27 protein-coding genes and 1 tRNA gene are annotated in these 26,711 nt (G+C 58.0%); 16 read left to right on the forward strand and 12 right to left on the reverse strand.

The genetic code is table 11. The features are described 5' to 3' along the window. The first annotated feature begins 36 nt into the window (after nt 1-36). The 4 genes from AB4Z23_RS04420 to AB4Z23_RS04435 all read left to right on the forward strand — a co-directional run bounded on the left by AB4Z23_RS04420 (nt 37) and on the right by AB4Z23_RS04435 (nt 4,930). Nucleotides 37-1,230, forward strand: a complete 1,194-nt coding sequence (locus tag AB4Z23_RS04420; protein ID WP_019564055.1) for a DUF262 domain-containing protein — start codon at nt 37-39, stop codon at nt 1,228-1,230. Then, the gene (locus AB4Z23_RS04425; protein WP_019564054.1) at nt 1,227-1,850 is read left to right on the forward strand and encodes a HEPN domain-containing protein; all 624 of its coding nucleotides are present in this window, start codon (nt 1,227-1,229) and stop codon (nt 1,848-1,850) included. Before AB4Z23_RS04420 ends, AB4Z23_RS04425 begins: the two co-directional genes overlap by 4 nt. Before the next feature lie 372 nt (nt 1,851-2,222). Next, entirely contained in the window at nt 2,223-3,887 is a 1,665-nt protein-coding gene (locus AB4Z23_RS04430) for an electron transfer flavoprotein-ubiquinone oxidoreductase (protein ID WP_421476514.1), read from the forward strand. Nucleotides 3,888-4,189: 302 nt separating this feature from the next. Further along, a complete protein-coding gene (locus tag AB4Z23_RS04435; RefSeq protein WP_013635767.1) occupies nt 4,190-4,930 on the forward strand; it encodes a pentapeptide repeat-containing protein in 741 nt (246 codons plus the stop codon). 55 nt (nt 4,931-4,985) lie between these two features. Here the strand turns inward: AB4Z23_RS04435 and AB4Z23_RS04440 are convergent, their stop codons facing one another. After that, the gene (locus AB4Z23_RS04440) at nt 4,986-6,002 is read right to left on the reverse strand and encodes a zinc-binding alcohol dehydrogenase family protein (RefSeq protein WP_441360008.1); all 1,017 of its coding nucleotides are present in this window, start codon (nt 6,000-6,002) and stop codon (nt 4,986-4,988) included. A gap of 103 nt (nt 6,003-6,105) precedes the next feature. Here AB4Z23_RS04440 and AB4Z23_RS04445 point away from each other — a divergent pair, with 103 nt between their 5' ends. Both AB4Z23_RS04445 and AB4Z23_RS04450 read left to right on the forward strand, forming a co-directional pair. Beyond that, entirely contained in the window at nt 6,106-6,495 is a 390-nt protein-coding gene (locus AB4Z23_RS04445; RefSeq protein ID WP_003512185.1) for a winged helix-turn-helix transcriptional regulator, read from the forward strand. Nucleotides 6,496-6,615: 120 nt separating this feature from the next. Continuing rightward, on the forward strand, nt 6,616-7,452 hold the full coding sequence (locus tag AB4Z23_RS04450; RefSeq protein WP_421476516.1) for an undecaprenyl-diphosphate phosphatase: 837 nt from the start codon (nt 6,616-6,618) through the stop codon (nt 7,450-7,452). A 68-nt stretch (nt 7,453-7,520) separates the two neighbouring features. Here AB4Z23_RS04450 and mgtE read toward each other — a convergent pair whose 3' ends face one another. Both mgtE and AB4Z23_RS04460 read right to left on the reverse strand, forming a co-directional pair. Next, a complete protein-coding gene (gene mgtE, locus AB4Z23_RS04455) occupies nt 7,521-8,894 on the reverse strand; it encodes a magnesium transporter (protein WP_013635773.1) in 1,374 nt (457 codons plus the stop codon). 286 nt (nt 8,895-9,180) lie between these two features. Next, on the reverse strand, nt 9,181-10,425 hold the full coding sequence (locus tag AB4Z23_RS04460; RefSeq protein WP_421476518.1) for an MFS transporter: 1,245 nt from the start codon (nt 10,423-10,425) through the stop codon (nt 9,181-9,183). A gap of 235 nt (nt 10,426-10,660) precedes the next feature. Here AB4Z23_RS04460 and AB4Z23_RS04465 point away from each other — a divergent pair, with 235 nt between their 5' ends. From AB4Z23_RS04465 to AB4Z23_RS04475, 3 genes are all read left to right on the forward strand, one after another. Continuing rightward, nucleotides 10,661-11,569 carry a diacylglycerol/lipid kinase family protein gene (locus AB4Z23_RS04465; protein WP_013635775.1) on the forward strand — a complete coding sequence of 303 codons (909 nt, stop codon included), beginning with the start codon at nt 10,661-10,663 and terminating at the stop codon, nt 11,567-11,569. Between the two features lie 211 nt (nt 11,570-11,780). Then, complete coding sequence (locus AB4Z23_RS04470; RefSeq protein ID WP_421476520.1) at nt 11,781-13,157, forward strand: aspartate aminotransferase family protein; 1,377 nt, start codon at nt 11,781-11,783, stop codon at nt 13,155-13,157. A gap of 58 nt (nt 13,158-13,215) precedes the next feature. Beyond that, nucleotides 13,216-13,686: an OsmC family protein gene (locus AB4Z23_RS04475; protein WP_038490422.1), complete on the forward strand. Its 471-nt coding sequence runs from the start codon at nt 13,216-13,218 to the stop codon at nt 13,684-13,686. Nucleotides 13,687-13,898: 212 nt separating this feature from the next. On the opposite strand, the gene amn is transcribed toward AB4Z23_RS04475, so the two are convergent. From amn to AB4Z23_RS04500, 5 genes are all read right to left on the reverse strand, one after another. Beyond that, the gene (gene amn / locus AB4Z23_RS04480; protein ID WP_003512205.1) at nt 13,899-15,404 is read right to left on the reverse strand and encodes an AMP nucleosidase; all 1,506 of its coding nucleotides are present in this window, start codon (nt 15,402-15,404) and stop codon (nt 13,899-13,901) included. 102 nt (nt 15,405-15,506) lie between these two features. Then, nucleotides 15,507-15,680 carry a hypothetical protein gene (locus AB4Z23_RS04485; protein ID WP_421476524.1) on the reverse strand — a complete coding sequence of 58 codons (174 nt, stop codon included), beginning with the start codon at nt 15,678-15,680 and terminating at the stop codon, nt 15,507-15,509. A gap of 10 nt (nt 15,681-15,690) precedes the next feature. Then, on the reverse strand, nt 15,691-15,873 hold the full coding sequence (locus AB4Z23_RS04490) for a hypothetical protein (protein ID WP_013635780.1): 183 nt from the start codon (nt 15,871-15,873) through the stop codon (nt 15,691-15,693). Nucleotides 15,874-16,032: 159 nt separating this feature from the next. Next, the gene (locus AB4Z23_RS04495; protein ID WP_421476526.1) at nt 16,033-16,629 is read right to left on the reverse strand and encodes an AAA family ATPase; all 597 of its coding nucleotides are present in this window, start codon (nt 16,627-16,629) and stop codon (nt 16,033-16,035) included. Nucleotides 16,630-16,750: 121 nt separating this feature from the next. After that, complete coding sequence (locus AB4Z23_RS04500; protein WP_013635782.1) at nt 16,751-17,089, reverse strand: DUF2147 domain-containing protein; 339 nt, start codon at nt 17,087-17,089, stop codon at nt 16,751-16,753. Nucleotides 17,090-17,570: 481 nt separating this feature from the next. Here AB4Z23_RS04500 and AB4Z23_RS04505 point away from each other — a divergent pair, with 481 nt between their 5' ends. Then, on the forward strand, nt 17,571-17,837 hold the full coding sequence (locus tag AB4Z23_RS04505; protein ID WP_003496982.1) for a sel1 repeat family protein: 267 nt from the start codon (nt 17,571-17,573) through the stop codon (nt 17,835-17,837). Between the two features lie 412 nt (nt 17,838-18,249). Here the strand turns inward: AB4Z23_RS04505 and AB4Z23_RS04510 are convergent, their stop codons facing one another. Together AB4Z23_RS04510 and AB4Z23_RS04515 are read right to left on the reverse strand one after the other, a co-directional pair. Next, entirely contained in the window at nt 18,250-19,362 is a 1,113-nt protein-coding gene (locus tag AB4Z23_RS04510) for a pyridoxal phosphate-dependent aminotransferase (protein ID WP_112673400.1), read from the reverse strand. A gap of 159 nt (nt 19,363-19,521) precedes the next feature. After that, nucleotides 19,522-19,869 (reverse strand): hypothetical protein, encoded by a 348-nt coding sequence (locus AB4Z23_RS04515; protein WP_013635784.1) that lies wholly within the window; start codon nt 19,867-19,869, stop codon nt 19,522-19,524. 328 nt (nt 19,870-20,197) lie between these two features. On the opposite strand from AB4Z23_RS04515, the gene AB4Z23_RS04520 reads away from it, so the two are divergent. Both AB4Z23_RS04520 and AB4Z23_RS04525 read left to right on the forward strand, forming a co-directional pair. Further along, entirely contained in the window at nt 20,198-21,415 is a 1,218-nt protein-coding gene (locus AB4Z23_RS04520; RefSeq protein ID WP_080800505.1) for an NAD(P)/FAD-dependent oxidoreductase, read from the forward strand. Nucleotides 21,416-21,422: 7 nt separating this feature from the next. Then, nucleotides 21,423-22,223, forward strand: coding sequence for an aldolase/citrate lyase family protein (locus AB4Z23_RS04525; protein WP_019564044.1), 801 nt, complete (start codon nt 21,423-21,425; stop codon nt 22,221-22,223). A gap of 3 nt (nt 22,224-22,226) precedes the next feature. Here the strand turns inward: AB4Z23_RS04525 and AB4Z23_RS04530 are convergent, their stop codons facing one another. Together AB4Z23_RS04530 and AB4Z23_RS04535 are read right to left on the reverse strand one after the other, a co-directional pair. Beyond that, nucleotides 22,227-22,403, reverse strand: coding sequence for a hypothetical protein (locus AB4Z23_RS04530; protein WP_013635788.1), 177 nt, complete (start codon nt 22,401-22,403; stop codon nt 22,227-22,229). Between the two features lie 95 nt (nt 22,404-22,498). Then, nucleotides 22,499-22,840: a hypothetical protein gene (locus tag AB4Z23_RS04535; RefSeq protein ID WP_003512218.1), complete on the reverse strand. Its 342-nt coding sequence runs from the start codon at nt 22,838-22,840 to the stop codon at nt 22,499-22,501. 163 nt (nt 22,841-23,003) lie between these two features. On the opposite strand from AB4Z23_RS04535, the gene AB4Z23_RS04540 reads away from it, so the two are divergent. From AB4Z23_RS04540 to AB4Z23_RS04555, 4 genes are all read left to right on the forward strand, one after another. Then, nucleotides 23,004-23,094: transfer RNA gene (locus AB4Z23_RS04540), tRNA-Ser, on the forward strand. Between the two features lie 778 nt (nt 23,095-23,872). Further along, nucleotides 23,873-24,940 carry a porin gene (locus AB4Z23_RS04545; protein ID WP_013635790.1) on the forward strand — a complete coding sequence of 356 codons (1,068 nt, stop codon included), beginning with the start codon at nt 23,873-23,875 and terminating at the stop codon, nt 24,938-24,940. 37 nt (nt 24,941-24,977) lie between these two features. Then, nucleotides 24,978-25,268 carry a hypothetical protein gene (locus AB4Z23_RS04550; RefSeq protein WP_142851133.1) on the forward strand — a complete coding sequence of 97 codons (291 nt, stop codon included), beginning with the start codon at nt 24,978-24,980 and terminating at the stop codon, nt 25,266-25,268. Nucleotides 25,269-25,532: 264 nt separating this feature from the next. Further along, on the forward strand, nt 25,533-26,579 hold the full coding sequence (locus AB4Z23_RS04555; RefSeq protein ID WP_013635791.1) for a porin: 1,047 nt from the start codon (nt 25,533-25,535) through the stop codon (nt 26,577-26,579). Nucleotides 26,580-26,711: the final 132 nt, after the last annotated feature.

Raw genomic sequence — 26,711 nt, forward strand, 5'->3', positions numbered from 1 at the left:
GTTTGAATTGCGAACTGATTTATATGGGGACAAACAGTGCCAGCGAACAGCGTAAACATAGACTGGGAGGACCGCGACCAGTTTGAAATTGATGATGCTCTAGAAAACGAAGACGATATCAAGGTCTCTCCGCAGGATTTTGAAAGGCTTCTAATTGCTCCGAGTGATTGGACCGTCAGTACCATCTACGAGTTGATAGGCAAGCAGCTTCAACTAGACCCGGCGTACCAACGGCGAAATGTTTGGCAGGGCAAATCGAAATCGCAGTTCATCGAGTCGCTCCTGCTAGGAATTCCAATTCCGCAAATTTTGCTAGCCTCTAAGGCCGGCCAGAAGAACTCTTTCCTTGTGCTCGACGGTAAGCAGCGATTGACGACCATCAAGGAGTTTATTGACGGTCAGTTTGCTGATGGTCGTACATTTAAGCTAAGGGGATTGCGTATCCTAACCGTTTTGAACGGAAAGAGTTGGAGTGATCTAGAGTCTCTCGATGATTGGGGTGACCGTCTTAGAAACGAACCTCTACGCACTACCGTGTTAAGAGGTTGGGAGAATGAGTCTGTTCTATATGAAATATTTTACAGGTTGAACTCTGGAAGCGTCAAGTTGTCTCCAATGGAGTTGAGGATGTCTTTACTCCCAGGAGACTTCCTAAAATTCATCATAGCTTGGACGGAAAATATTGGGCCACTTCATCATCTCTTGCATAAGCGCCAGCCCGACGCGCGAATGTCAGATGTTGAGCTGGCGATAAGATACTTGTCCTTCAGCGACCAGCAGGTTCAGTACTCTGGGGACCTCAAGGCCTTTCTTGATGAATTCTGTAAAATTAAGAATGTCGAATTTGCAGACAACGATAACGCCGCTCTCGAAGCAGAGCGCTTGCTTCAAGGGATGAATGACGCGATTGTTGCAGGATTCACGGAATTCGGCGAACGCCACTTCTGCCGGAAGTATGCAGGCGGGGTTTACGAAACTAGGTTTAATCGTGCGGTATTCGATGTCCTAGTCGGGTCTTTGTCTAACGCTGCTTTGCGAAATTGGGTTGCCGACAATCCGGGCCAACTGAAAGCTGCTTATGAACTGATATCTACCTCCACGCCGGCTTTTATCAAGGCTGTAGAAACAACGACCAAGTCGCCCGAATCAACCAGAAATAGATTTGCAGCTTGGTATCAGGCGGTGCTTGACACCACTGGGATTTCTATAGCGGTGCCGGATATAAAATGAAGTCACCGACACAGTATTATTCTAACTTAAAGAAGTCCCTGCGAGCAGCTCGGAAAATAACGGGCGGGATCAATAAGCTCGGCTGCGAAACAGAGCTGCAGCACCTTAAGTTGCAATCGTATATATTGTTGTGCCATGCTGCGCTGGAGCAGTATATTGAAGATTTGGGGTTGGCTGCAGCGCTAAGTGCAAGAACAACATTCGCCAGCGAGGGTATCATAACTAAGACATTGGTGGCGCTGATTTCGTCAAAACTCGTCGATGAGGTGTCGGTGAAAAGTAAGTCTAAGCTGTCAACGGAATTGGTTTCTAATATTGAGGAGTTTTCTAAGGAGGCATTTTCTAGATACCGTGCGGTAATCACGTCCAATAATGGCATCATCGATAAAGACCAGGGCAGGGTATTTGTTCCTGTCGGCGTTGATCCTGCGTCGGTGGACATTGTTCTCATGAATGCCATGCATTCATTCGGCGCGAAGAGAGGTGATGTCGCTCACAAGTTCAAAGTACAGCGAACGGACACATTGACCGCAGTCCAGACGGATTTGGAGTCAATTGCATCAGGAATAATTGCTTATGATCAAGCAGTTTGCGATGCCTTGAAGGTGCGACTGAGGTAGAGACTTATGCTCTCTGCGCCTCGGTTCCTCTTGCAGCGTAGGGATGTAAAACGAGAAGAAGAGACTGGGACATGCAATCCAGAGGCTATCGCTGTCTGCTAGTTGCGCTTGACGCCGATACGTGTTGTTTTATTCTCAAATTTACCTGAACGTAAAAGTAATAAAATACTCATCAGGTTGTCTGACAATTGAGTGGCGTGCGACATGTTTTGCCGCTATGGAAGCTCGACAAAGGCGTCGTGCTTTGCGAAGACAGGCTAGGGCGAATGTGTTGTCGCAGACTGGCTTTTCGGCCAGTGCAGGCAACACGGTGCGAATGCCGGAAGCGTATATAACAACAGCCGGATGGGACCGGCGAGGTGAGAGGACAAGATGACGGAAGCGATGGAACTGCCGGAACGCGAAGCGATGGAATTCGACGTTGTGATCGTCGGTGCGGGTCCTGCGGGCCTTGCCGCCGCGATCCGTCTGAAGCAGGTCGAGCCGGAGCTTTCGGTCGTCGTTCTGGAAAAGGGTGCTGAAGTCGGCGCGCATATTCTCTCAGGTGCCGTGGTTGATCCCATCGGCATCGACCGGCTTCTGCCCGGCTGGCGTGAGGAAGAGGGGCATCCCTTCAAGACCGAGGTCAAGGACGACCAGTTCATGTTCTTAGGCCCTGCGGGCTCCATCCGTCTGCCAAACTTCATGATGCCGCCGCTCATGAACAATCACGGCAATTACATCGTCTCGCTTGGGCTGGTCTGTCGCTGGCTGGCGGAAAAGGCGGAAGCGCTAGGCGTCGAGATCTATCCGGGCTTTGCCGCCACCGAAGTGCTTTATAATGAAGAAGGCGCGGTGATCGGTGTCGCCACCGGCGATATGGGCATCGAGAAGAACGGTGAACCCGGTCCCGCCTTCACGCGCGGCATGGAGCTGCATGGCAAATATGTGCTGATCGGCGAAGGCGTGCGCGGTTCGCTCGCCAAGCAGCTGATTTCCAGGTTTGACCTTTCGAAAGATCGCGAACCGCAGAAATTCGGCATCGGCATCAAGGAACTCTGGCAGGTCAAGCCGCAACACCACAAACAGGGCCTCGTGCAGCACTCCTTCGGCTGGCCGCTCGGTTTCAAGACCGGCGGCGGCTCGTTCCTCTATCATCTGGAGGACAATCTCGTTGCCGTCGGCTTCGTGGTGCATCTCAATTACAAGAACCCCTATCTTTATCCTTTCGAGGAATTCCAGCGCTTCAAGACGCATCCGGCCATCCGCGACACTTTCGAGGGCGGCAAGCGCATTTCCTATGGCGCGCGCGCGATTACCGAGGGCGGTTACCAGTCGGTGCCGAAGTTGACTTTCCCCGGCGGCGCGCTGATCGGCTGTTCGGCCGGTTTCGTCAATGTGCCCCGCATCAAGGGCAGCCACAATGCGGTGTTGTCGGGCATGCTGGCGGCGGAAAAGATCGCCGCGGCTATTTCCGCCGGTCGCGCCCATGATGAAGTGGCCGAGATCGAGGCGGAATGGCGTGACGGCGATATCGGCAAGGACCTGAAGCGTGTGCGCAACGTCAAGCCGCTGTGGTCGAAGTTCGGCACGCTTGTTGGCGTCGGCCTTGGCGGTCTCGACATGTGGACCAACCAGCTGTTCGGTTTCTCCGTTTTCGGCACGCTGAAACACGGCAAGACGGATGCGCAGAGCCTTGAGCCGGCCTCCAAACACAAGCCGATCGCCTATCCGAAACCGGACGGCGTTTTGACCTTCGACCGGCTGTCATCGGTGTTCCTGTCCTCCACCAACCATGAGGAAGACCAGCCGGTGCATCTTCAGGTGAAGGATATGGACTTGCAGAAGCGTTCCGAACACGACGTCTATGCCGGTCCCTCGACACGTTATTGTCCTGCCGGCGTTTATGAGTGGGTGGAGAAGGACGGCGAGGAGGTCTACGTGATCAACGCGCAGAACTGCGTGCACTGTAAGACCTGCGATATCAAGGATCCGAACCAGAACATCAACTGGGTGCCGCCGCAGGGTGGCGAAGGGCCGGTTTACGCCAATATGTGATCGCGGTGCTGGTCTGCCGGCAACCTTCGTCTTGCCCGGGCTTGCCCCGGGCATCTGCAACCGATTGATTTCACGATACGTGGTTGGATCCTCGCGACGAGCGAAAGGATGACGTCGCGTGCGCGAGGCATCGAAAGTCTCGTCCCCCCTAGTATTTGTGGATTGCCCTTCGATTTCTTACATATAGGATGTTGGGGTGTTGTAGCTTTGCTTGGTCCATGGATTGTGGGTCAGGAATGCGGTAACGCCTTGAATGTGCATATGTTGCGTTTGGGCCGTCGCGCGGCGGCAGGAGTGATGGAATGTCCGGCTTTCAGAGGCTGAATATCGTGCGGAATACAAGGATCGTCGCCGGTCTGGCGGCAGGTATGGTAGTTGCCGTTTCGCTCAGTGGCAGCCCGCTGATGGCCGCCAGCTGCCGCGCCGACGCCATGGCCGGCATCGACTGGCGCGAATGCAACAAGCGGCTCCTGATGCTGGGCGGCAGCAACCTCGATTCGGCGATGCTTTACGGCACGGATTTCACCTATACGGATTTGCGCGGCTCCTCGCTGAAGGGCGCCAATCTTGAAAAGGCGAAACTCATCCGGACGGCTCTTGGAGAGGCGAACCTGCAGGGCGCCAACCTGACGAAGGTGGAAGCCTACCGCAGTGACTTTTCCGCCGCCGACGCCACCAGCGCAAAATTCATCAATGCGGAAATGCAGCGGACCAATTTCAACAAGGCCAAACTGGACGGCGCGGATTTTACCAAGGCTGAACTCGGGCGTGCCGAGTTTCAAGATGCCAGCCTGTCCGGCTCGAAATTTTCGCTGACCAATCTGTCGCGTGCCAGCTTCCAGGGCGCAAAGCTCGGCGGCGCGGTGGATTTTGCCAACGCCTTCCTGCTGTTGACCCGCATTGAGGGGGTCGATCTTTCCGCCGCCACCGGCCTTGAGCAGAAACAGATCGACATCGCCTGCGGCGACGCCAAGACAAAACTGCCGAGCGGCCTGACGACGCCTGCCGCATGGCCATGCCCGGAAGATCCGGAAGACGATTGACCGGGAAGGGCGCGCTTTATCAGGCGCGCACCTCCCACTTCGTGTGACGTGTAGATCAAAAGCCCGAAAGCACGATCTTGCCCTTGGCCGTGTTGCTTTCAATCAAGGCGTGGGCCTTGATGAGGTTTGCGGCGTTGATGGTGCCGAAAACTTCGGTCAACGTCGTCTTGATCTTGCCGGCATCGACCAGTTCCGCAACGTGATTGAGCAGCTTGTGCTGTTCGATCATGTCGGGCGTCTGGAATACCGCGCGGGCAAACATCATTTCCCAATGGATTGAAACGCATTTGCGCTTGAACGCCATGGCGTCGAAACCGCCGGCCGGATCGTCGATCAGCGCAAAACGGCCCTGCGGCGCAATGGTCGCCACGCTGTCTGCGGCGTGAATGTCGCTATGGGTGGTCGAGAATACGAAGCCCGGTGCACCAAGTCCAAGCGCTTCCACCTGCGGGGCAATCGGCTTGCTGTGATCGACGACATGATGCGCGCCGAGGTCTTTGGCCCATTGCATCGTTTCCGGCCGCGAAGCCGTGGCAATGACGGTGAGATCGGTCAGTGCGCGCAGAAGCTGAATGGCAATCGAGCCGACGCCGCCGGCGCCACCGATCACCAGAACAGCATTTGCCGCACCCGGAACGGGCTCTGTCACCCGCAGCCGGTCGAACAGCGTCTCGTAGGCCGTGATCGCGGTCAGCGGCAGTGCCGCCGTTTCCTCGAAATTCAGCGACTTTGGTTTGGCGCCGACGATGCGCTCATCGACCAGATGGAATTCGCTGTTGGAGCCGGGGCGGTTGATGACACCAGCGTAAAACACCTCGTCGCCGGGCTTGAACAGCGATACCTTGTCGCCGACGGCTTTCACCACGCCCGCCGCATCAAAGCCCAGCACGCGGGCAGCACCGTTTTCCGGCGCCTGGTTGCGGCGAACCTTGGTGTCAACAGGATTGACCGAAACGGCCTTCACCTCCACCAGAATATCATGCCCCGTCGCCTCCGGCTGCGGCAGGTCGAGGTCGATAAGGGCATCCGTTGCGGTGATGGGCTGGCTCGTCTTGTAACCGATGGCGCGCATGAACAGTCTCCTTTGCTTGTTTGCGTGCCTCTTACTTGATACATATGAACATCGATCGCAAGAATGCACATTTTGTGATGATACATACAAAAAGGATACTGTGATGTCGCGACCGCGCGCCAAGCTTACCGGCAATTTTCCGGGCTGCCCGGTGGAGTCTGCCTTGAGTTTTCTCGACGGCAAATGGAAAGGAGTGATCCTCTATCACCTCATCAACGAGGGCACCCTGCGCTTCAACGAGTTGCGCCGCCACATCCCAAGCGTCACCCAGCGCATGCTCACCAAGCAGCTGCGGGAACTGGAAGAGGCGGGCCTGATTTCGCGCACCGTCTTCCCGGTTGTGCCGCCGCGCGTGGACTATGCGCTGACGCCACTTGGCGAAACTATGAAGCCGGTGATCTCGGCGCTGAAAAGCTGGGGCGACGCCCATGTCGTGTGCAAGAACGGCGCGAAGTACACCCTTCATCCCGAGGCTGCGGAGAAGGCGGCCTGAAAAATCACGGGTAAAACCAAGCCCTCCGGCACTTCTTTTTCATGGTGCGATGCAACACGGATTTGCCCGGTTTGATGCATAATGCTGCGAATTCGATTCGCAGCAGGGACATCAAATCACATGAGCATCGGTTGGTTGGAGGCCGGATTTCTCGGCCTTTTGCAAGGACTTACGGAATTTCTTCCGGTTTCTTCAAGCGCGCATCTGAGGATAGCCGGGGAGTTTCTGCCCTCCGGGGCGGATCCGGGCGCCGCCTTCACGGCGATTACGCAGATCGGCACGGAAGCGGCGGTGCTGGTCTATTTCTGGTCCGATATCATGCGGATCGCCGCCGCCTGGCTCCGGCAGAACCTTCGCCTCGGACCCTATGACAAGTCCGATGCGCGGCTTGGCTGGCTGATCATCGTCGGCTCGGTGCCGATCGTGCTGCTCGGCCTGTTCTTCAAGGATGCCATCGAGCATTCGCTGCGCAATCTCTATATCACCGCCGTAATGCTGATTGTCTTCGGCATCATTCTCGGCGTCGCCGACAGGATCGGCAAGAAGCACTACAAGCTGAACCAGCTGATCTGGCGTGATGGCATCCTGTTCGGTTTCGCGCAGGCCATGGCGCTCATCCCCGGCGTCTCGCGCTCGGGCGGCACCATCAGCGCCGGCCTGCTGTTAGGCTACACGCGCGAGGCGGCCGCACGATATTCCTTCCTGCTCGCCGTTCCCGCCGTTTTCGGTTCCGGTTTCTACCAGCTGTTCAAAAGCATCGGCGAGGAGAACCCTGTAGGCTGGGGCCAGACGGGGCTTGCAACCCTGATCGCCTTCGTCGTCGGTTACGCCGTGATCGTTGTCTTCCTCAAGCTGGTCTCCACCAAGAGCTACATGCCCTTCGTCTGGTACCGGGTGGTCATCGGCGTCATTCTTTTGGGACTTCTCGGAACGGGCGTTATAAGCGCCGGCGGTTGAGGGGTGCTTGCCCTGTCGAAAACGCTGCAAATGAAAAGGCCCGCTCTTTCGAACGGGCCTTTTGTGTTTCAGAGCAGCGTGCCGCTGAGGATCACCAGCGCCACCGAGAAGTAGATGACGAGGCCGCTGACATCCACCAGCGTGGCGACGAACGGCGCAGATGCGCTGGCTGGATCCAGCCGCAGACGCTGCAGCAGGAATGGCAGCATGGAGCCGGCCAGCGAGCCGAAGGTGACGATGCCGACGAGTGCGGCAAAGACGGTGGCGCCCACCAGCAGCCAGTGGTCGCCATAATCATAAAAGCCTGCCTGCTGCCAGATGGTCAGACGCAGGAAGCCGATGGCGCCGAGAATGCAGCCGAGCGTCAGGCCCGTCGGGATTTCCCGCAGCAGCACCCGCCACCAGTCCGAAAGCTTCAGTTCGCCGAGCGCCAGCGCCCGGATGATGAGCGAGGTGGCCTGCGAACCGGAGTTGCCGCCTGATGACATGATGAGCGGAATGAACAGCGTCAGCACGACGGCTTTTTCCAGCTCGCCTTCAAAATGCTGCATGGCGCTTGCCGTCAGCATTTCACCCAGGAACAGGGCAGCCAGCCAGCCTGCGCGCTTGCGGATCATGTCCGGAAAACCCATTGCCATATAGGGCTTGCCGAGTGCTTCCATACCACCGAACTTGTGGGCGTCTTCCGTGGTGTCGGCGATCATGGTGTCGATCACGTCGTCGACCGTGACGATGCCGAGGATATGCGAATGATCGTCAACGACGGGAAGCGCCAGAAGGTCGTGCTTGCGGATGAGCCGGGCAACATCCTCCTGCGACATCAAGGGGCTGGCACAGACGATGCCTTCCTTCGATGCGACGGAGAGAATGGAGGCGCCGGCCTCGCCGGTCAGCAGGCGACGCAGCGTCACGACGGTGGACAGCGTTCCGTCCTGCGCCAGCACATAGATGGCATAGACCGTTTCACGCGACCGCTCGACGACGCGGATGTGCGAAAGGGTCTGTTCCACCGTCCAGTTATCCGGCACGCTGACGAATTCCGTGGTCATGATCGAGCCGGCGGTGCGCGGCGGATAACCCATCAGATGTTTGATGGAGAGCGCGGTCGTGCGATCCAGCCGGGAAAACAGCTTTGCGCGCGGCTCTTCGTCCATTTCCGCCATGACGTCGGCAACGCGGTCGTCAGACATCAGGTTGACGAAGCGGGCGGCCTGGTCAAGCGGAATGCCGGCAATGATGGCGGCTGCGTCATGCAGTTCCGGCCGGTCGAGAATGGCGACGGCCTTTGCCTGCGGCATGGCGAGCAGGGCAGCGACTGCCTCATGCGTATCGAGTGTGTTGAGGTGCTCGACGCGTTCTGCAATGGTGGTGGAACCGGCATTTCCGCTGCGGAGAAGACGTGCGGCCTTGCTGGCTCTCTGGGAGAGGGTGTGGAAGTTCATGATTGCTCACCTTTCCGTCGATTCGCCGATTACGACGAACGCGGTGGTGAGCCGACAGGTGCCGGATCAGTTCCCGTTCGCCGCTTTCGGCAAAGGCAATCGACTACTACTGTCGCTAGACATCAAATGATGCTCCGTTAAAATCCGCGCTGTGCCGGGTCACGGCCTGCGCGTAACGCCGTGTTGCGCCCGAAACCAAAAAGAGTCAAGCGAGCCGATCGTGAAATTTCCGTAAGGTTTATTGCAGGTGCCGGAACGGGTGTTCCGGCCGCTGAAAAACCGGCTTTCAGCCGGCTTTTGCGCGCCGTTCGACGGTGACGGACACAAGGAAAACGCCAAGCCCGAGAAGCGAAAGAACAGCGCCCACATAACCGGTGGTGGCATATCCATAGCCCATGGCGATGACCATGCCGCCAAGCCATGCGCCGAGCGCGTTGGCGATGTTGAAGGCGGAGTGGTTGGAGGCAGCCGCAAGCGTCTGCGCATCCGCTGCCACATCCATCAGCCGCGTCTGCACGGCGGGGCAGGCGGCAAAACCGCAGCCGATCAGGAAGACGCAGAGACACATCATGAACGGGTCATGCGCCGTCATGCCGAACACGGCCATGACCACCACGTTAAAGGCGAGCATGCCGCCGATCGTGCCGTTGAGCGAGATATCGGCCAGCCGCGAGCCGACCACATTGCCGACATTCATGCCGATGCCGAAGAGGGCGAGCACCATGGAGACGGTGGAAACCGGCATCATCGCGACATCGGTGGTGGTCTTGGCGATATAGCTGAAGACCGAGAACATGCCGCCGAAACCGACCGATGCGATGGCGAGCGTCAGCCACACCTGCACGCGGCGGAAAGCCCCGAGTTCACGCCAAACGCTGGCACCTTCCTCTACCCTGTCGCGCGGCTGGAACAGCCACAGCAGGGCGACGGTCAACAGCCCGATGCCGCCGACCAGCATGAAGGCCGCGCGCCAGGAAAGCATCTGCCCGAAGAAAGTGGCAAGCGGCGTTCCAAGCAGCGTGGCGATGGTGAGGCCAAGCATGACGCGGCCAACGGCGCGGGCACGTTTGTGGATTGGCGCCATGGAGGCGGCCACCAGCGCTGCAACGCCGAAATAGGCGCCGTGCGGCAGGCCGGTGATGAAGCGCAGCACGGTGAAGCTCAGGAAATCAGGTGCGACTGCGCTTAAGATATTGCCTAGTGCGAAAAGTCCCATGAGGCCGAGAAGCAGGGTGCGCCGCGTCATGCGCGCAGCCAGCACCGCGATGATGGGCGCGCCGATGACGACACCCAGCGCATAGGCCGTGATGACGTAACCTGCCTGGGGCACCGTGACGCCATAGGTCGTTGCGACGTCAGGCAGCAGGCCCATGATGGCGAATTCGCCGGTGCCGATGCCGAAACCGCCGGCCGCAAGCGCCAGTTCGATGAGTGCGACGGCAAACGGCGTCAGTACCACGGCAGGCCTTGCCGCAACAACGGTTTCACTCTCCGCCTCGAGGCGGGCTTCCGACAAATTCGAATGGCTCATTGCGACCTGAAAAGGGGGAGGACCCCACAGAAAAAAGGGCAAGACCGTATGGGAACGGCCTGCCCTGACTGGAGATGCGCGGTCATGAAAATGACCTTAAGTGATATCTAACATGAAATGATGCATTGCGGTAGAGCGATTCTCGGCAAAAGAGCATCTTCACGCGATGGTGTTTGGAACCCTATATAACCCCAAGCATTTACGCGCGGCTGCCTCACAGGATCAGGTTGGAAATATGAAGCTCATCGCAATTTTCAATCGTGACGGCGGCACCTTCCGCACCACGGATATGGATGCCTATTGCGACCACGCCCGCGAGGTCTTTTCCCGCGCCGGCCACACAATCGACTGCCGCGTGGTCTCCGGCAAGGAAGTCGTCGAGGAGATGGAACGCGCCGCCGATGAGCCTGATATCGAAGGCATCATTGCCGGCGGTGGTGATGGAACGATTTCGGCCGCTGCCGGTATCGCCTGGAAACACGGCATCGCGCTCGGCATCGTACCGGCCGGCACCATGAACCTGTTCGCCCGCTCGCTGAAGCTGCCGCTCGATATCCGCCACGTCCTGGAGACACTGGCGAATGGCGAGATCGCCAATGTCGATATCGCCAGCGCGAACGGCCGTCTTTTCGTCCACCAGTTTTCCGCAGGCCTGCATTCGCGCATGGTGCGCTATCGCAACAACCTCGCCTTCGCCTCCCGCCTTGGCAAGATCAAGGCAAGCGTCCGCGCCGCCATCAGCGTCATTCTCAATCCGCCGGTCTTCGAGGTGGAATATACGGTCAATGGCAAGACGCAGCGCCGCAAGGTGTCAGCAATTTCCGTCTCCAACAATGAATTCGGGCAGAACTCGCTTCTGGTCGCGGATAATGTCTCGGGCGGCCATCTCGGCTTCTATCTCACCGATCCCCTGCGCCCCTCGGGCGTCGCAAGGCTCGCTTTCGACATCCTGCGCGGCAAGCTGAAGGAAAACGCTGCGGTAACGGCCACGACCGTCACGGGTGTGGAACTTCATTTCCCCAAGAAGCGCCATGACGTGCGCTGCGTCATCGATGGCGAATTGCTGCCGATGGAGCGCGACGTGGCACTTGAAGTCCATGCCGGCGAATTGAAGGTGCTGGTGGGGCGAGGGGTCTTGGCGTAGCGCACCACCTCCATAACGCTGGAATCGAACCTGCTTAAAGGTAGCGGCGCATTGCTTCTCCCCGGCGAGGGAGAAGAAACAAGCGGCAAGGCCGACTCATCGTCTCGATCCCCCAAAAAACGCCAGTCTTGCCAAATCGAAGCCGCCCGGCCATGTTTGGTCGGGTGCGGCTCCGGAAGGCGCCGTCGTCTTTGCGGGAGTGCGATCTGTCATGAATGAAGTCTCCAAGCCGGTGTCCAACCTTGCCGCTATCGATGCCGCCCATCACCTGCACCCCTTTTCCGATATGGGTAAGCTGAACGCGAGCGGCACCCGCATCATCGAGCGTGCAGAAGGCGTCTTCATCTATGACAGCACCGGCAAGAAGTATCTCGACGCCTTTGCCGGACTATGGTGCGTCAATATCGGTTACGGACGCCGCGAGATCGCCGATGTCGTGCAGCGCCAGATGAACGAACTGCCCTATTACAACGCCTTTTTCGGCACTACGACACCATCAGCTACACTTCTGGCTCAGAAGATCGCTTCCCGTGCCGGGCCGAAGATGAACCATGTGTTCTTCACCAATTCCGGTTCGGAAGCCACCGACACCTGGTTCCGCATGGCGCGTGTCTACTGGAAGGCGCTCGGCCATCCGACGAAGACCAAGGTGATCGCTCGCCGCAACGGCTATCACGGCTCTACGGTCGCCGGCGCTTCGCTCGGCGGCATGAAGTGGATGCACGAGCAGGGCAATCTGCCGATCGAGGGTATCGCCCATATCGGCCAACCCTATTGGTATGCGGAAGGCGGCGATCTCTCACCCGCGGAATTCGGCCTGAAGGTGGCCCGCGAACTGGAAGCGAAGATAGACGAGCTCGGTGAAGAGAATGTCGCGGCTTTCGTGGCGGAACCCATTCAGGGCGCCGGTGGGGTCATTGTGCCACCGGAAACCTACTGGCCGGAAATCGCCCGCATCTGCAAGGCGCGCAACATTCTGCTGGTGTCCGACGAGGTGATCTGCGGTTTCGGTCGCCTCGGTTTCTGGTTCGGCTACCAGCATTTCGGCGTGGAGCCGGACCTCGCGCCCGTCGCCAAGGGCCTGTCATCCGGTTATCTGCCGATTGGCGGCGTCCTCGTTTCCGACCGCGTGGCGGAGGTGATGTTGTCCGAGGTCGGTGATTTCAACCATGGCTTCACCTATTCCGGCCACCCCGTCTGCGCCGCCGCCGCTCTGGAAAATATTCGTATCATCGAGGATGAGGGGCTGGTGGAACGGGTGCGGGATGATATCGGCCCTTATTTTTCGCAAGGCTGGAAAAGCCTCACCGACCACGAGTTGGTGGGTGAGGCAGTGAATGTCGGCCTCATGGGTGGCCTGCAGCTTGCGGCCGACAAGGCGACCCGCAGGCGTTTTGCCAAGCCGGATGACATCGGCACCGCCGTGCGCAACCATTGCCTGGCAAACGGCCTCGTCATGCGTGCCACCGGCGACCGCATGCTGGCCTCACCGGCGCTGACGATCAGCCGCTCGGAGGTGGACCAGATCATCGAGACTCTGCGCAAGGGGCTCGATCACCTGCGCGATACACCAGAGCATTTCCAATAAAGCGCGTAGTTGTTTTACGTCCGGGAAATGCGACAAAAAACTCTAAGGGAGAAATGAAATGGCAGGACAGGAACATCACTATGCCGTTCAGGTGAAGTGGACCGGCAATCGCGGCAAGGGTACCTCGGGCTACCGTGACTATGAACGCGACTACACGATTTCCACGTCCGGGAAAGCGGATATCGTCGGCTCTTCAGATCCCGCCTTTCGCGGCGATGCCTCCCGCTGGAACCCGGAAGACCTGCTGGTTGCCTCGCTCTCAGCCTGCCACAAGTTATGGTACCTGCATTTCTGCTCCGTCAACGGCATCATCGTTGAAGACTATGTCGACAATGCCGAGGGCACGCTGGTGATGGAAAAGGACGGCGCCGGGCAATTCAGCGAGGTAGTGTTGAAACCGGTCATCACCATCTCGAAGGGTGATCTTGCGCGGGCTGATGAGCTGCACCACGATGCCCACGACAAATGCTTCATCGCCCGGTCGGTGAATTTTCCCGTGCGTGTAGAGGGGACGGTGAAGGTGGTTTGAGACGGATGTAGTTGTTTCCCCAGCGCGCGTAGCGGATTATTTTGCTCGGCCCAAATTCAACGTCATCCTCGGGCTTGACCCGAGGATCCATAGTCGACCGGTGGTGGATCCTCGGGTCAAGCCCGAGGATGACGACGGAGAGGTTTCCAGCCTTTGCAGCGCCTCAAGGTGTCTGAGCAACATCACCACCTTGAGGACATGGATGCGCAAATTTACTGGAACGCCGTCTCGTAGAAGCTTCTGAGCTTGCGCGAATGCAGCGTTTCCGTTGGCATGGCGGCGAGTTTCTGCACGGCGCGGATGCCGATCTGCAGATGCTGGGCAACCTGCGTGCGGTAGAACTCCGTCGCCATGCCTGGCAGCTTCAATTCGCCGTGCAGCGGCTTGTCGGAGACACAGAGGAGGGTGCCGTAGGGCACGCGGAACCGGAAGCCGTTGGCCGCAATGGTGGCCGATTCCATGTCGAGTGCGATGGCGCGCGATTGCGACAGGCGCTTGACCGGGCCCGCCTGGTCGCGAAGCTCCCAGTTGCGGTTGTCGATCGTGGCGACGGTGCCGGTGCGCATGATGCGCTTCAGCTCGAAGCCCTCGTAACCGGTGACTTCCGCAACCGCACCTTCCAACGCCAGCTGCACTTCCGCCAGAGCAGGAATCGGCACCCAGACCGGCAGGTCGTCGTCCAGAACGTGGTCCTCACGCACATAGGCGTGTGCCAGCACATAATCGCCAAGACGCTGGCTGTTGCGCAGGCCGGCGCAATGGCCAACCATCAGCCAGGCATGCGGGCGCAGCACGGCGATATGGTCGGTGATCGTCTTGGCGTTGGAAGGGCCGACGCCGATATTGACCAGCGTAATGCCGGCATGGCCCTTTTTCTTAAGGTGATAGGCTGGCATCTGCGGCAGGCGGCCAAGCACCGCATCCGTGTCCGGCCTGTCGGAGCCAGCGGGGGTGATGATGTTGCCCGGCTCCACGAAGGCCGTGTAGCCTTCGCCACCATTCTTCATCAACTGCCGCGCCCATGCGGCGAATTCGTCGATATAGAACTGGTAGTTGGTGAACAGCACGAAGTTCTGGAAATGGCTGGCGCTCGTTGCCGTATAATGGCTGAGGCGGGCCAGCGAATAATCGATGCGCTGCGCGGTGAACGGCGCAAGCGGCGCGGGTTCGCCGGGCACCTGATCATATTCGCCATTGGCGATGAGATCGTCGGTGTTGTTGAGATCGGGCGTGTCGAAAAGATCGCGCAACGGCACGTCGGACAGCGAAGATGCCGCCGCCGCCTCGACATAAGCGCCTTCGCCAAAGGCGAAATGCAGCGGAATGGGCGTGGCCGATTCGGCAACCGTCACCGGAACGCCGTGGTTCTTGATCAGAAGCCCCAGCTGCTCTTTCAGGTAGTGGCGGAAAAGCTCCGGCCGGGTGATCGTCGTCGTGTAGACGCCGGGGGAGGTGACATGGCCGTAGGAAAGGCGTGAATCGACATGACCGAAAGTGGATGTCTCGAGGCTGACCTGCGGATAACAGGCGCGGTAGCGGCCGGTAATCGGCGCACCCTTGGCAAGTTCGGTGAAGGAGTTGATGAGGAACGCCGTATTGCGTTCGTAAAGCGCGGTCAAAGCCTCGACAGCTTCTTTCGGGTCCGTGAACGTCTGCGGCGCGAAAGGCTCGGGGCTGATGAATGAGAAGGGCGGAATCGTTCGTTTTGCTATTGTCATGGCCCATTATAGGAGGCCTATTTCGACAGGCAAGCGACAGAAATACGAAGAAACTGAAAAGAAACGGAAAAATGGCTGCGGCAAAGGGCAGGCGGTGAAATCTCAGCCGAGCGCGCCGCGTTGCAGGCTTATAAGCAGCACGAAACCGGCGCCCTTTGATGCCGGGCGGGGATCTGCCTTGTAAACTGCAAGTCCCGCCACCGGGCCTAGAAAGATCGATGCCATCAGCACCAGTCTCAGTGCGGAAAACAGGCCGTTGGAAAAGCTCGTCGTCATCGGCCGGTCCTCACAGCACGACGGGGCAATTGGCGGCCGGTGCCGGGCTGTGCTGGCAGGCAAGCGCCGCACCCGCATTAACCCGCTGAAAGCTGCGGTTGGGATTAACGACGAGCGAGGCGAAGGACATGGCGAAGATCGCCATGAGAAACGCGAAGATTGCCAGCCGGCTGATCAACTTTGTCATGTCCATTCCCCTTTATTGGAGTTCATGGACAGAGTTTTGCCACACTCGGACTGAACGGACCCTGAGACCCCGGTTCATATGGTGTTCAGGGAGATTAACGGGATACTTCCAGTGTGAATTAGGGCGGTGGCTGGCTTCAGCGGCCTCAAATCGCCTGCTTTTGCATCACGCCGGAGAGGCTACCGCACGGGCTGTGAGTTCGTTGACGAGGCCATCGAATGCTTCGGGATTGGCGATGTCGACGACCGGGACGTGATGGTGTCGCGCGGATGCCAGCATTTCGGTATTTTCGCGCAGGGACCGCTCAATGAAGGCGTCCATGATCCGGCGCTGGCCCGCCGTCGCATCTTTATATCCTGCATGCGCGCGCATTCTGTCGGAGAGAAAGTCATTCTGTGCGTGAAGATAAACCCCGGCAACCGTTCTGCCCAGCAGGGGCGCTATAAATTCCGGCCGCAAGGCCGCGCCCTCGAAGACGACGATATTGCCGGTGGCTGTCTTGCTGTCGATCAGCTTGCGCACAAGCGGCCAGATATTCTGGTGATGCACCTTCAGAAACCAATGGATCGTTTCTGCCGACAGCTGCCTGTAATATTCCTCCACAGGCGCGGGTATGCCCGGCCATGGCCTCCCGGGGTGGCGTGCCAGGCTGTCGGTTGAAATTGACTCGCAGTGGAGCTTTTCGCTTAACAGGCCGGCTAGGGTGCTTTTGCCGACATGGGACGTACCCGAAATCAGGATTATGGAAAGGGTGGCAGGCATGCGTCGCTCTTAAGAGTGTTCGTTCGGGCCGCGACGATACATCAACGGATATATGCGTTACACACGACGTCCGTCTGCGACGACGGACAGGCTGTTACAAGCCTGTCCGCCGCATCTTATCTCACAACCGCGTCCAGGTCTGGGATTTGCACAGGATTTTCAGCACGCAGCCCTTCATACTCAGCGAATTGCCGGAAACGGTGCCGGAGCCGCTATAGGTCTTGTCATTGGCGGGATCGGTAATATCGCCCGAATAGCTGTTTCCCTTGCCGGAAAGCTTGCCGATCTGTTTTCCCGCATGTTTGCCTGTCTTCAGCGTCACGCAGAAAGCTGCGCCGCAGGGGCCGATTACGGCTGTCTCGCCGCTCGCCGTCTTCCAGTTGCCTTCAATGGGCTCAGCAGCAAAAGCAAGGTTGCTGCCGATCAGCAGGCCTGCGGCAATCATCATCACACGCTTCATAAAAACTCCTCCGTCCATGTCGCGCTTTCTTTGCCCGTTTCGTCCTCCGCACGGGCATGCGGATAGTATTTGACGTTCACGTAAAAGGAAACAGAAAATTCCAGCTGCGAGACGGCATTTGCGTCGGTTAGGAGAGTGGGAGAGGGGCAATTCGAAAAACCGTTGTTTGGATCGTGGTGAATGAAGGGTTGAAATCCAATTCTAAAGTTTTCGTAAAATTCGCTCGAAAGTCCTTAATTTCCGCACCTCGTGATATTTAACAAAAACCCAATTTTACCAATCGTTTGCAGTTTGTTTGCGGCCCATTAATCATGCCTTTTAAGCGCCCGTTGAAAGCCTCATGACATATTGGGGTCATCAAAAGCGCAGGGAAAACCTGCCGGCCGGAAGAACAAAAAAGCCGCAAAAGACGGCAGTTCCAAAGGTTAGCCTCGACAAGAAGGCACTTGATGAAACAGGCGAGAAGACAGGGATTAAAACGATGGCACGCTTTGAAATTCGCGATATCGAAATGGCAGTTGCCGGTGGCGAAACCCGCGCCGACACCCTTTGCAATCTCGGCCTGGTCTATGCGACCGGCCGGGGATGCAAGGTGGATCTGGTCGCGGCCCACAAATGGCTCAACATCGCCGCGATCCGCGGATCGGAAAGAGCCGCTTCGCTGCGAGCAGATCTTGCCCGCAACATGACCAAGGCGGAACTGGCCGAAGCGCTGCGTGCCGCACGCGACTGGATGACGATGCACTGACGCACCTTATCCGCGACAGAATTTCCGGTCCGGTTCCCTCCAGTCCCGATGACCGGTACAAACGAAAGTAAACCCGAAGGGGAATGCGGCGAGGGCTTTGAAAAGGAGCTTTTGCGCTGACACATCAAACCGCGACCGGCAGGAACAAGGCCGGCGCGGCTTTCTTATGTCTGGCGATGTCGGTTGATGGAAAACGATTCGCGAACAGTGGTTTGTCAGAGGATGTTGAATCGATGCACGCAATGGTCGATCGCACCATATGCCGCCTGGCTCGCCACCCTCATCCCTTTGCCTGCCACGGGAATCTAGCCGGCACACGTCCGTGTGGCGAGAGATTCCTTTCAGCCCAAGGACTTGGGCTGGCTCGATTCCTCGTGACAAGAACAGGAATGAGGAGAAGGCAAGCGAAACCTCAACCCAGCGCCTTGATGACCTTCGGCAATGCCTGTTGAAAAAGATCAAGCTTGTCATCAGGTCCCACACTCACACGAATGCAGCGGTTGAGCGGCGCCACGCCCGGCATGCGGATGAACACGCCATGTTCCATCAAGCCGTCGACGATGGCGCGGGCGTAAGTGCCGTCGCGCTGGCAATCGATGGTGACGAAATTGGTTGCCGACGGCAGGGGCGAGAGGCCGTTACTGCGGGCAATCGCGGAAATGCGATCCCGAGCCACCGCAATTTTTCCAACGACGTCATGCAGATAGGCCTGATCCTTCAGCGCCGCCAATGCGCCGGCGACCGAAACGCGTGCCATGCCGAAATGATTGCGGATCTTGTCGAAGGCTTCGACATTGCCGAGCGTGCCGATGGCATACCCCACGCGGGCGCCGGCAAGCCCATAGGCTTTCGAGAAAGTCCGCATGCGCAGGATGTTCGGCTGGCCGATAAGGGCATCGATGCTTGGCACGGCGCTGGCAGGTGCGGTCTCGCAATAGGCCTCGTCCAGAATGAGCAGGCAGGTTTCCGGCAGCGCACGGGCAAAGGCCACGACCTCGCTTGCCTCCCACCAGCTTCCCATCGGATTGTCGGGATTGGCGAAATAGACCAGCGGTGCATTTTCCCGGATGACGAGATCGAGAAGCCCGTCGAGGTTCTCGTGATCGTCGACATATGGCGTGGTCACGAGTTTTCCGCCAAAGCCGTTCACATGGTAATTGAAGGTAGGATAACCGCCGAGCGAGGTGACCACCGGCGTTCCCGGCTCAACGATCAGCCTGGCGATCTCACCCAGCAAACCATCGACACCGCCGCCAATGGCGATATTGCCACGCGAAACGCCGTGGTGGATGGCGAGTGCTTCCTTCAGTTCGAAATTTTCCGGATCGCTATACATCCAGGTCTCGGCCGCCGCATCCCGCATGGCCATAAGCACGGATGGGGCAGGGCCGAACCCGCTTTCATTGGCGCCTATCCGCGCTTCCACCTTCAGGCCGCGGCCCCGCTCGATGGCTTCCGGGCCGACGAAGGGAACGGTTGAAGGAAGAGAGACGGCAAGCGGCGTAAGACGTGAGAAAGCGGACATTGGCTGAGATTTCCAGTACCTGTTTGAAAACCCGGCACACAATAGGTGCAAAAAAACCGGACGCAAGTCGCGCCCGGTTACCGGATGGCTGTTTTGGAACAGTTTTTTCCACCGTCGCGCCGTGAGAGAAAAACTCGGCCGCGAATCGGTCGATGCGGCTCAGACGCTGGTCTCGAAACTCAGCCTGCGCACATGGTGCAGGAATTCCGCGTCGATCAACATGTTGAATCCGATGGTGACCTTTTCCTCTTCCCTGCGGATCAGGTTGCAGCCGATCTCATCGCGAATGCCGAGAATTTCCAGATAGAAGTTAGTGGGCATCTCCAGATGCGGGCTGACCTCGATCTCTGCGCCGTAAAGCGAGATGCTGCGCACCAGGCAGCGCATGGTATCCTTGGCGCTGAGGTGATGCCCGATGAAGGTGATCTTTCCGGGCCGGTCGATCTGAAACTTCTCGTATTGCTCGTCCTGCGGGACGCTTTGACGGTGATCAATATGTAAAGCCATGACAACCTCCCGGATTGCCTTTTCCTGATGCCGATTTTAACGCGGCTTCCTTGCCAGTGCGTGAAGGAAATCCGCGCAATTGTCTGTAGTGCGTCTCGACATGGGCCAGACCGCCTGTCGGAAGCCGATGTTTCCCTTGAGGAAATGCATCCGGCTCCTTCCGGTTGCAAGGGTGTCGCAGTCTGGGGTGATAATGTGTCATGCTTGCACCGGGCTGGTGGCGCTGTACGGTTGACGCGGGCCGTACTTGGCGTTACGCCTGATCCCGCAATATGGCTTCGCAGGGTGCGGCAAATCTGCCCATTGGCGATTGTTCTGGGAGTGGAATGTGGCGGGAAGGCTGGTAATCGTCGGGGCGGGGCAGGCCGCTTTCGCGCTGGCGGCAAAGCTCAGGGCGCTGAAGGATGAGCGCCCCATCACCATCATCGGCTCGGAGGATGCCTATCCTTATCAACGGCCGCCACTGTCGAAAAAATACCTTTTAGGCGAGATGAGCTTCGACCGGCTGATGTTCCGCCCTGAGGAGTGGTACGCGGAAAACAAGGTCGATATCCGGCTCTCCACCTTCGTGGAGGAGATCGACCGCGCTGCCAAATCCGTTCGCATGCAGGATGGCAGCACGCTTTCCTACGACAAGCTGGTACTGGCGACCGGTGCTGCACCACGCGAGCTGCCCGCCAGCATCGGCGGCGATCTCGAAGGGGTTCTGACCGTCCGCGACAAGCGCGATGCTGACCGGCTGTTTGAGGAAATGAAACCCGGCCGCAGGCTGCTGGTTATTGGCGGTGGTTATATCGGTCTGGAAGCGGCAGCCGTCGCCCGCAAGCTCGGTCTCGAGGTCACGCTGATCGAAATGGCCGACCGCATTCTCCAGCGCGTGGCGGCAAAGGAAACCGCCGATATCATGCGCGGCATCCATCAGGAGCACGGCGTCTCCATCCGCGAAAAGACCGGCCTCGTACGGCTCGTCGGCATGGATGGCCGAGTAGCCGCTGCCGAGCTTTCCGATGGTTCGGTGCTTGACGTGGATTTCGTCATCGTCGGCATTGGCGTAACCCCGAACGATCGCCTTGCCCGCGAATCGGGCCTCGATGTCGGCAATGGGATCGTGGTGGATGAACACACCCGCAGCTCGGACAAGGATATCCACGCGGTGGGCGATTGCGCGTTGCTGCCGTGGCGGGGCCAGCTTGTGCGTCTCGAATCAGTCCAGAACGCGGTTGATCAGGCCGAGGCCGCCGCGCATGTACTGGCAGGCGCTGAAGTCGCCTATGATGCCAAACCCTGGTTCTGGTCGGATCAATACGAGGTAAAGCTGCAGATCGCTGGCTTCAACCTCGGTTATGACGAGACGGTGCTGCGGCCCGGCGCGCGCGAAGGCAGCTGGTCGGTCTGGTATTTCCGCGACGGGCGATTCGTGGCGGTTGATGCCGTCAACGATGCCAAGGCCTATGTTTCCGGCAAAAAACTGCTCGATACCGGCGCTGAGCCGGATCGCGCCATCCTGGCGGACCCGTCCGCCGATCTGAAATTACTGCTTTCCTGAGGACATCATGCCCGCTCCCGAAAATCGTTTCAAAACAGCCATCCACGCCGGCAGGCCGCAAATCGGCCTCTGGCTCGATATGGGTGAGGCCATCACGGCGGAAATTGCCGGAACAGCGGGTTTCGACTGGCTGGTCATCGATGGTGAGCACGGCCCGAACGATCTTCGCAGCATCATCGACCAATTGCGCGCTCTCGCCACATCGCCCGCCGAACCGGTGGTGCGTGTGCCCGTTGGCGAAAGCTGGATGATCAAGCAGCTGCTGGACGCAGGCGCCCGCACGCTTCTGGTGCCCATGGTCGATTCGGCGGCGCAGGCTGAAGATTTGGTCAGCGCGATGCACTATCCGCCGCGCGGCATTCGCGGCATGGGAGCGGCAGTTGCCCGCGCCTCAGCCTTCAACACCATAACCGATTATGCCGACAGTGCGTCCGACAGCGTGTGCCTGCTGGTGCAGGCCGAAACGCGCGCCGCGATCAATGATCTCGACAATATTCTTGCGGTGGAAGGCGTGGATGGCATCTTCATCGGCCCGGCCGATCTTGCTGCGGATATGGGCTATCTCGGCAGGCTGGATGAGCCGGAAGTGCAGGCCGTAATCGAGGCAGCGATCGTCAAGATCGTCGCGGCCGGCAAAGCTGCGGGCATTCTTACCTTCAACGAGACCTTCAATCGCCGTTATCTGGAACTCGGCGCATCTTTCGTGGCTGTTGGCGCCGATGTCACGGAGTTTTCCAATACACTGCGTGCGCTCTCCAGCCGCTACAAGGGCGGCTCAGCGCCTGCGCCATCCAAATCCGGATATTGAGTCTTAGTCATCGTTGCTGGCGTTCAGCTTTTCCGGCGGAATGCCTTCTTCGCCGGAAGCGAGATAACCGTTATTGATGAGTGCGGCGCGGACGATGCGCTGGATAGCCTCATCCCTGTCAATGCCGTGATCTCTCGCGAAATCCGACAATGCTTCTTCAAGATCGCTGCTGAACACCATTTCCGCCCCCTGTTCGTCAATTCTCTGAAATAAATGCAAACAGGCAAGGCGGAACGTATCCCGCCTTGCCTGAATTCTAGCCTCTAGTGCAGCAATCAGCGCCAGCGATAAAGGCTGCTGTTCGAAGAACTCTGCTGCGTACCAGCGCCGACCGCATAACCGATCGCAAAGCCGAGTGCGCCGACGATCGTCAGCAGCGAGGTTGCAGTGCCGGGGTTTTCCTTGACTGCTTCCACAACGTTCTGGCCCTGGGCGCGCACATTGCTTGCAGCCTTGCGAACGCGGCCACGAGCCTCATCCAGAAATTCGGATGCATCTTCACCAACGCCTTCCGCACGAGCGGAAACGGACTTGGAGAGAGACGAAATCTGCGAACGCAACTCCGCAATCTGGTTTTCGATCGTATCTTCGACAACATTCAGTTTGGTCTGAGCCATTAGAACACCTCTTTTTGTTACCGAAGCCAGAACGTGCCGGAAGAGAAGAAGTTCCCCAATGGCCCGCAAAGTTTCGCTGGCGGGCGTTCGGCCAACAGGTTTTTCGGCTTCTTGGCGAAAAACCCTTGCATTCATTTTTTTAAAGCAATAATCAGGCCGCACCGGAGAGGTGGCCGAGTGGTCGAAGGCGCTCCCCTGCTAAGGGAGTATACGTCAAAAGCGTATCGTGGGTTCGAATCCCATCCTCTCCGCCATTTCGGCACGCAGCCTGAAATTATAAACCTCCCTAAAAAGCTACTTCTTCCAAGCAGACACCCAAAGCATGCGTTTCCGCATGCCAGTTCGTTCTTCAGCACGTTTCGCGAAACGCCGGACCCCTGCGATAAACCGCAGGATAGTGGAGAGAGCTAATGGGCCGACTCGATTCTGCCCCTCGTTTCTTGCAGGCAGTTATAAAGCACTCTGTACCCAAGTGACACACACTCGTATTCCGCGCCGTTTTCGCGACTCGTCCCGTAACGCTTGCTGACGCAATCGGCCAAAGAATTGAAGTGCCGGAGCCTGCGAGCCGAATCGTTGATCGGGGAATCGGTGGCGAACCGCTCGGGTTTCACTGTTGTTTCTATGTGCGCACCGGGGAGCCATACTAAGTGTGGGGCCGGAACGGGGCAAAAGTTTCCGTCGTCCTTCCCCTGCGGGGCAAGGGATCTCCGAAAAGGCCTATAGTTTAGAAAGACCTTGTTAACCGCGCTAACTAACGGATTTTCAAGTCATTTCTTAACGCATGGTAAAGCCGCCTGTGGGCCGTGTGCCCACTGTGTGCTGTTTCCGCAACAAACCGAAATGAAGCATGTACGTAAATGCGCTTTATCGGATGTTGGCGATTGCAAGCGGCGAAACCTTTTGTATTTTCACGACCAGAAGCGAGGCGGTGGATCGTTTGGCTTCTAAGAACACGGGAATGGGGCAGGGAATGCTGTCCTTCGGCAAAAGTACCCAGACCCACTTAAAAACTTTGACTGGAGGTCAATCATGAACATCAAGAGCCTTCTCATCGGCTCCGCTGCGGCTCTCGCAGCAGTATCCGGCGCTCACGCTGCCGACGCTATCGTCGCTGCTGAGCCTGAGCCCCTGGAATACGTTCGCGTTTGCGACGCTTTCGGCACCGGCTTCTTCTACATCCCCGGCACCGAAACCTGCCTGAAGTTCGATGGTTACATCCGTTTCCAGACCGACTTCGGCCGTAACAAGTCCGGCACGTCTGACTGGGATTCGTTCACGCGCGCTCAGTTCAACATCGACACCCGCACCGACACCGAGCTCGGCGCTCTGCGTGGTTACATCGGTCTTCGTGGCCAGGCTGACAACGACAGCAACCGTGGCGTTGTTGTTGACCAGGCTTTCATCGAGCTCGGCGGTCTGAAGGTCGGTTACTACTACAACTGGTGGGATGATGGTCTCTCTGGCGAAGTTGACGTACTCAGCTCTAACCAGACCCGTCTGAACGCTGTCCGCTACACCTACGACGCTGGCTCGTTCTACGTTGGTGTTGCTGTTGAAGAGCTGGAAGCTGCTCGCGGCGGTTCCAACATCTCCGACGACTTCCTAAAGGGCGGTTCGTTTGAGCGTGCGAACAACGTAGGTATCGACGCTATCATCGGCGCGAAGTTCGGCGCAGTTTCTGCCAACCTGCTCGGCGGCTACGACACCGATGCTGAAGAAGGCGCAGTCCGTGCTATCGTAACGGCTGACATCGGCCCAGGCACTCTTGGTCTCTCTGGCGTTTGGGCTTCTGGCGCAAACCGCTACTACGAAGAGTCCGAGTGGACCGTTGCTGCTGAATACGCCATCAAGGCAACTGACAAGCTGACCATCACCCCCGGCTTCCAGTACTTCAACACGATCGACCTCGGCGCTAACAACGACTGGGTTGGCGATCGCGATGCATGGAAAGCTGGCGTAGCTGTTGGCTACAAGATCACCCAGGGCCTCTCCACGCTCGTTTCGGTTAACTACCAGGACGTAGACGGCACCGAAGGTGTTGATACGGGTGCCGGCGACAGCTGGGTTGGTTTCGTTCGCCTTCAGCGCACGTTCTAATCTGATCTGACATCGTCAGTGATGGAAAGCCCGGCTCTTGAGCCGGGCTTTTTCGTTTGATGCACATTGGCGAGGGGCAGGCAAAGCGTCGATTGGCCGGCGTTTCGATATCCCGGCGACTTTCCGTTACGGCTTAAGTCGGTTTGTATCGTTGCCGATTCGTCTGCCACTCAACTGTTTTGGGCCTGTCGAACTGGGAACTGATTCTCTCCTGCTGCGGATGGAAGCGTTGCTGCCGACAGCCCGATTTCCCACCAATGGCACCGCGTTTCAGACGATTTCCCATGGCGCAGCGATGTCAGAATTCTGGCGGTGGGATGAGGAATGACTTATCTCATTTATCGGCATTTCGCTTAAGTCGCTGAAAAGCATGAATTATTAACGTTTTGTTAGGAAGTGCTGCCCGTCGGTTAGAATTGTAGCTATTTCGCAACAATGCAAAACTAAGGTCCCCTTACTGTCTTCCTTTTGTCATCATTGGGATTGCCTCCCCGGCCGGTTTTGGCTCTAATCATCTCCATAAGCGGCACGCATTTAGTTGTGTTTCCCCACCCGCTGCTTAGAAAATTAAGCGTTTGACTGGAGGTCAACCATGAACATCAAGAGCCTTTTGATCGGCTCCGCTGCGGCTCTCGCAGCAGTATCCGGCGCTCACGCTGCCGACGCTATCGTCGCTGCTGAGCCTGAGCCCCTGGAATACGTTCGCGTTTGCGACGCTTTCGGCACGGGCTTCTTCTACATCCCCGGCACCGAAACCTGCCTGAAGTTCGACGGTTACATCCGTTTCCAGACGGACTTCGGTCGTAACCAGTCCGGTACGTCTGACTGGAACTCGTTCACGCGCGCCCAGTTCAACATCGACACCCGCACCGACACCGAACTCGGCGCTCTGCGTGGTTACATCGGTCTTCGTGGCCAGGCCAACAACGACAGCGACCGTGGCGTCAACGTCGACCAGGCTTTCATCGAACTCGGCGGCCTGAAGGTCGGTTACATGTACACCTGGTGGGATGACGATCTCTCCGGCGAAACCGATATCCTTTCTTCGAACTCCACCCGTAGCAACGCTCTGCGTTACACCTACGATGCTGGTTCGTTCTATGCTGGTATCAGCGTTGAAGAACTCGACTCGGTACGTGACGGCAACTCCAACCTCGGCGTTGCCAAGGGTGGCGTCTTTGAAGGCCCGAACAACGTCGGCGTCAGCGGCATCATCGGCGCGAAGTTCGGCGCAGTTTCTGCCAACCTGCTCGGCTCCTATGACACCGACCAGGAAAATGGTGCAATCCGCGCTATCCTGACGGCTGACATCGGTCCCGGCACCTTCGGTCTCTCTGGCGTTTGGGCTTCTGGCGCAAACTACTACTACGAAGAGTCCGAGTGGGCAGTTGCTGCTGAATACGCAATCAAGGCAACTGACAAGCTGACCATCACCCCCGGCGCTCAGTACCTCGGTACGATCGATATCGCTCCTGATGGTGACTTCACCGGCGACAACGATGCATGGCGCGCTGGCCTGACGGTTGATTACAAGATCACCCAGGGTCTCGATGCCAAGATCGCTGCAAACTACCAGGACGTCGATGGTCCGACCGGCGACAGCTGGACCGGCTTCGTTCGCCTTCAGCGCACGTTCTAATCTGATCTGACATTGTCAGTGATGGAAAGCCCGGCTCTTGAGCCGGGCTTTTTCGTTTGAGTGCGGTAAATCCTGAAAACAAAAAAAGCACCGGGCCTGCCGGTGCTTTGATATTTTGACAGTAGTCAACTG

It is taken from the genome of Agrobacterium sp. MCAB5, from assembly GCF_052114365.1.
Classification (GTDB): domain Bacteria; phylum Pseudomonadota; class Alphaproteobacteria; order Rhizobiales; family Rhizobiaceae; genus Agrobacterium; species Agrobacterium tumefaciens.

What these genes read in the sequence shown, in the direction of transcription:
- AB4Z23_RS04555 (WP_013635791.1), top strand. Translation starts at nt 25,533, where the DNA reads ATGAACATCAAGAGCCTTTTGATCGGCTCCGCTGCGGCTCTCGCAGCA.
- AB4Z23_RS04505 (WP_003496982.1), top strand. Translation starts at nt 17,571, where the DNA reads ATGGCACGCTTTGAAATTCGCGATATCGAAATGGCAGTTGCCGGTGGC.
- AB4Z23_RS04465 (WP_013635775.1), top strand. Translation starts at nt 10,661, where the DNA reads ATGAAGCTCATCGCAATTTTCAATCGTGACGGCGGCACCTTCCGCACC.
- AB4Z23_RS04475 (WP_038490422.1), top strand. Translation starts at nt 13,216, where the DNA reads ATGGCAGGACAGGAACATCACTATGCCGTTCAGGTGAAGTGGACCGGC.
- AB4Z23_RS04515 (WP_013635784.1), bottom strand. Translation starts at nt 19,869, where the DNA reads ATGGCTTTACATATTGATCACCGTCAAAGCGTCCCGCAGGACGAGCAA.
- AB4Z23_RS04490 (WP_013635780.1), bottom strand. Translation starts at nt 15,873, where the DNA reads ATGGACATGACAAAGTTGATCAGCCGGCTGGCAATCTTCGCGTTTCTC.
- AB4Z23_RS04530 (WP_013635788.1), bottom strand. Translation starts at nt 22,403, where the DNA reads ATGGTGTTCAGCAGCGATCTTGAAGAAGCATTGTCGGATTTCGCGAGA.
- AB4Z23_RS04500 (WP_013635782.1), bottom strand. Translation starts at nt 17,089, where the DNA reads ATGAAGCGTGTGATGATGATTGCCGCAGGCCTGCTGATCGGCAGCAAC.
- AB4Z23_RS04510 (WP_112673400.1), bottom strand. Translation starts at nt 19,362, where the DNA reads ATGTCCGCTTTCTCACGTCTTACGCCGCTTGCCGTCTCTCTTCCTTCA.
- AB4Z23_RS04470 (WP_421476520.1), top strand. Translation starts at nt 11,781, where the DNA reads ATGAATGAAGTCTCCAAGCCGGTGTCCAACCTTGCCGCTATCGATGCC.
- AB4Z23_RS04545 (WP_013635790.1), top strand. Translation starts at nt 23,873, where the DNA reads ATGAACATCAAGAGCCTTCTCATCGGCTCCGCTGCGGCTCTCGCAGCA.
- AB4Z23_RS04460 (WP_421476518.1), bottom strand. Translation starts at nt 10,425, where the DNA reads ATGAGCCATTCGAATTTGTCGGAAGCCCGCCTCGAGGCGGAGAGTGAA.
- mgtE (WP_013635773.1), bottom strand. Translation starts at nt 8,894, where the DNA reads ATGAACTTCCACACCCTCTCCCAGAGAGCCAGCAAGGCCGCACGTCTT.
- AB4Z23_RS04525 (WP_019564044.1), top strand. Translation starts at nt 21,423, where the DNA reads ATGCCCGCTCCCGAAAATCGTTTCAAAACAGCCATCCACGCCGGCAGG.
- AB4Z23_RS04450 (WP_421476516.1), top strand. Translation starts at nt 6,616, where the DNA reads ATGAGCATCGGTTGGTTGGAGGCCGGATTTCTCGGCCTTTTGCAAGGA.
- AB4Z23_RS04485 (WP_421476524.1), bottom strand. Translation starts at nt 15,680, where the DNA reads ATGACGACGAGCTTTTCCAACGGCCTGTTTTCCGCACTGAGACTGGTG.
- AB4Z23_RS04440 (WP_441360008.1), bottom strand. Translation starts at nt 6,002, where the DNA reads ATGCGCGCCATCGGTTACAAGACGAGCCAGCCCATCACCGCAACGGAT.
- AB4Z23_RS04425 (WP_019564054.1), top strand. Translation starts at nt 1,227, where the DNA reads ATGAAGTCACCGACACAGTATTATTCTAACTTAAAGAAGTCCCTGCGA.
- amn (WP_003512205.1), bottom strand. Translation starts at nt 15,404, where the DNA reads ATGACAATAGCAAAACGAACGATTCCGCCCTTCTCATTCATCAGCCCC.
- AB4Z23_RS04435 (WP_013635767.1), top strand. Translation starts at nt 4,190, where the DNA reads ATGTCCGGCTTTCAGAGGCTGAATATCGTGCGGAATACAAGGATCGTC.
- AB4Z23_RS04535 (WP_003512218.1), bottom strand. Translation starts at nt 22,840, where the DNA reads ATGGCTCAGACCAAACTGAATGTTGTCGAAGATACGATCGAAAACCAG.
- AB4Z23_RS04495 (WP_421476526.1), bottom strand. Translation starts at nt 16,629, where the DNA reads ATGCCTGCCACCCTTTCCATAATCCTGATTTCGGGTACGTCCCATGTC.
- AB4Z23_RS04430 (WP_421476514.1), top strand. Translation starts at nt 2,223, where the DNA reads ATGACGGAAGCGATGGAACTGCCGGAACGCGAAGCGATGGAATTCGAC.
- AB4Z23_RS04445 (WP_003512185.1), top strand. Translation starts at nt 6,106, where the DNA reads ATGTCGCGACCGCGCGCCAAGCTTACCGGCAATTTTCCGGGCTGCCCG.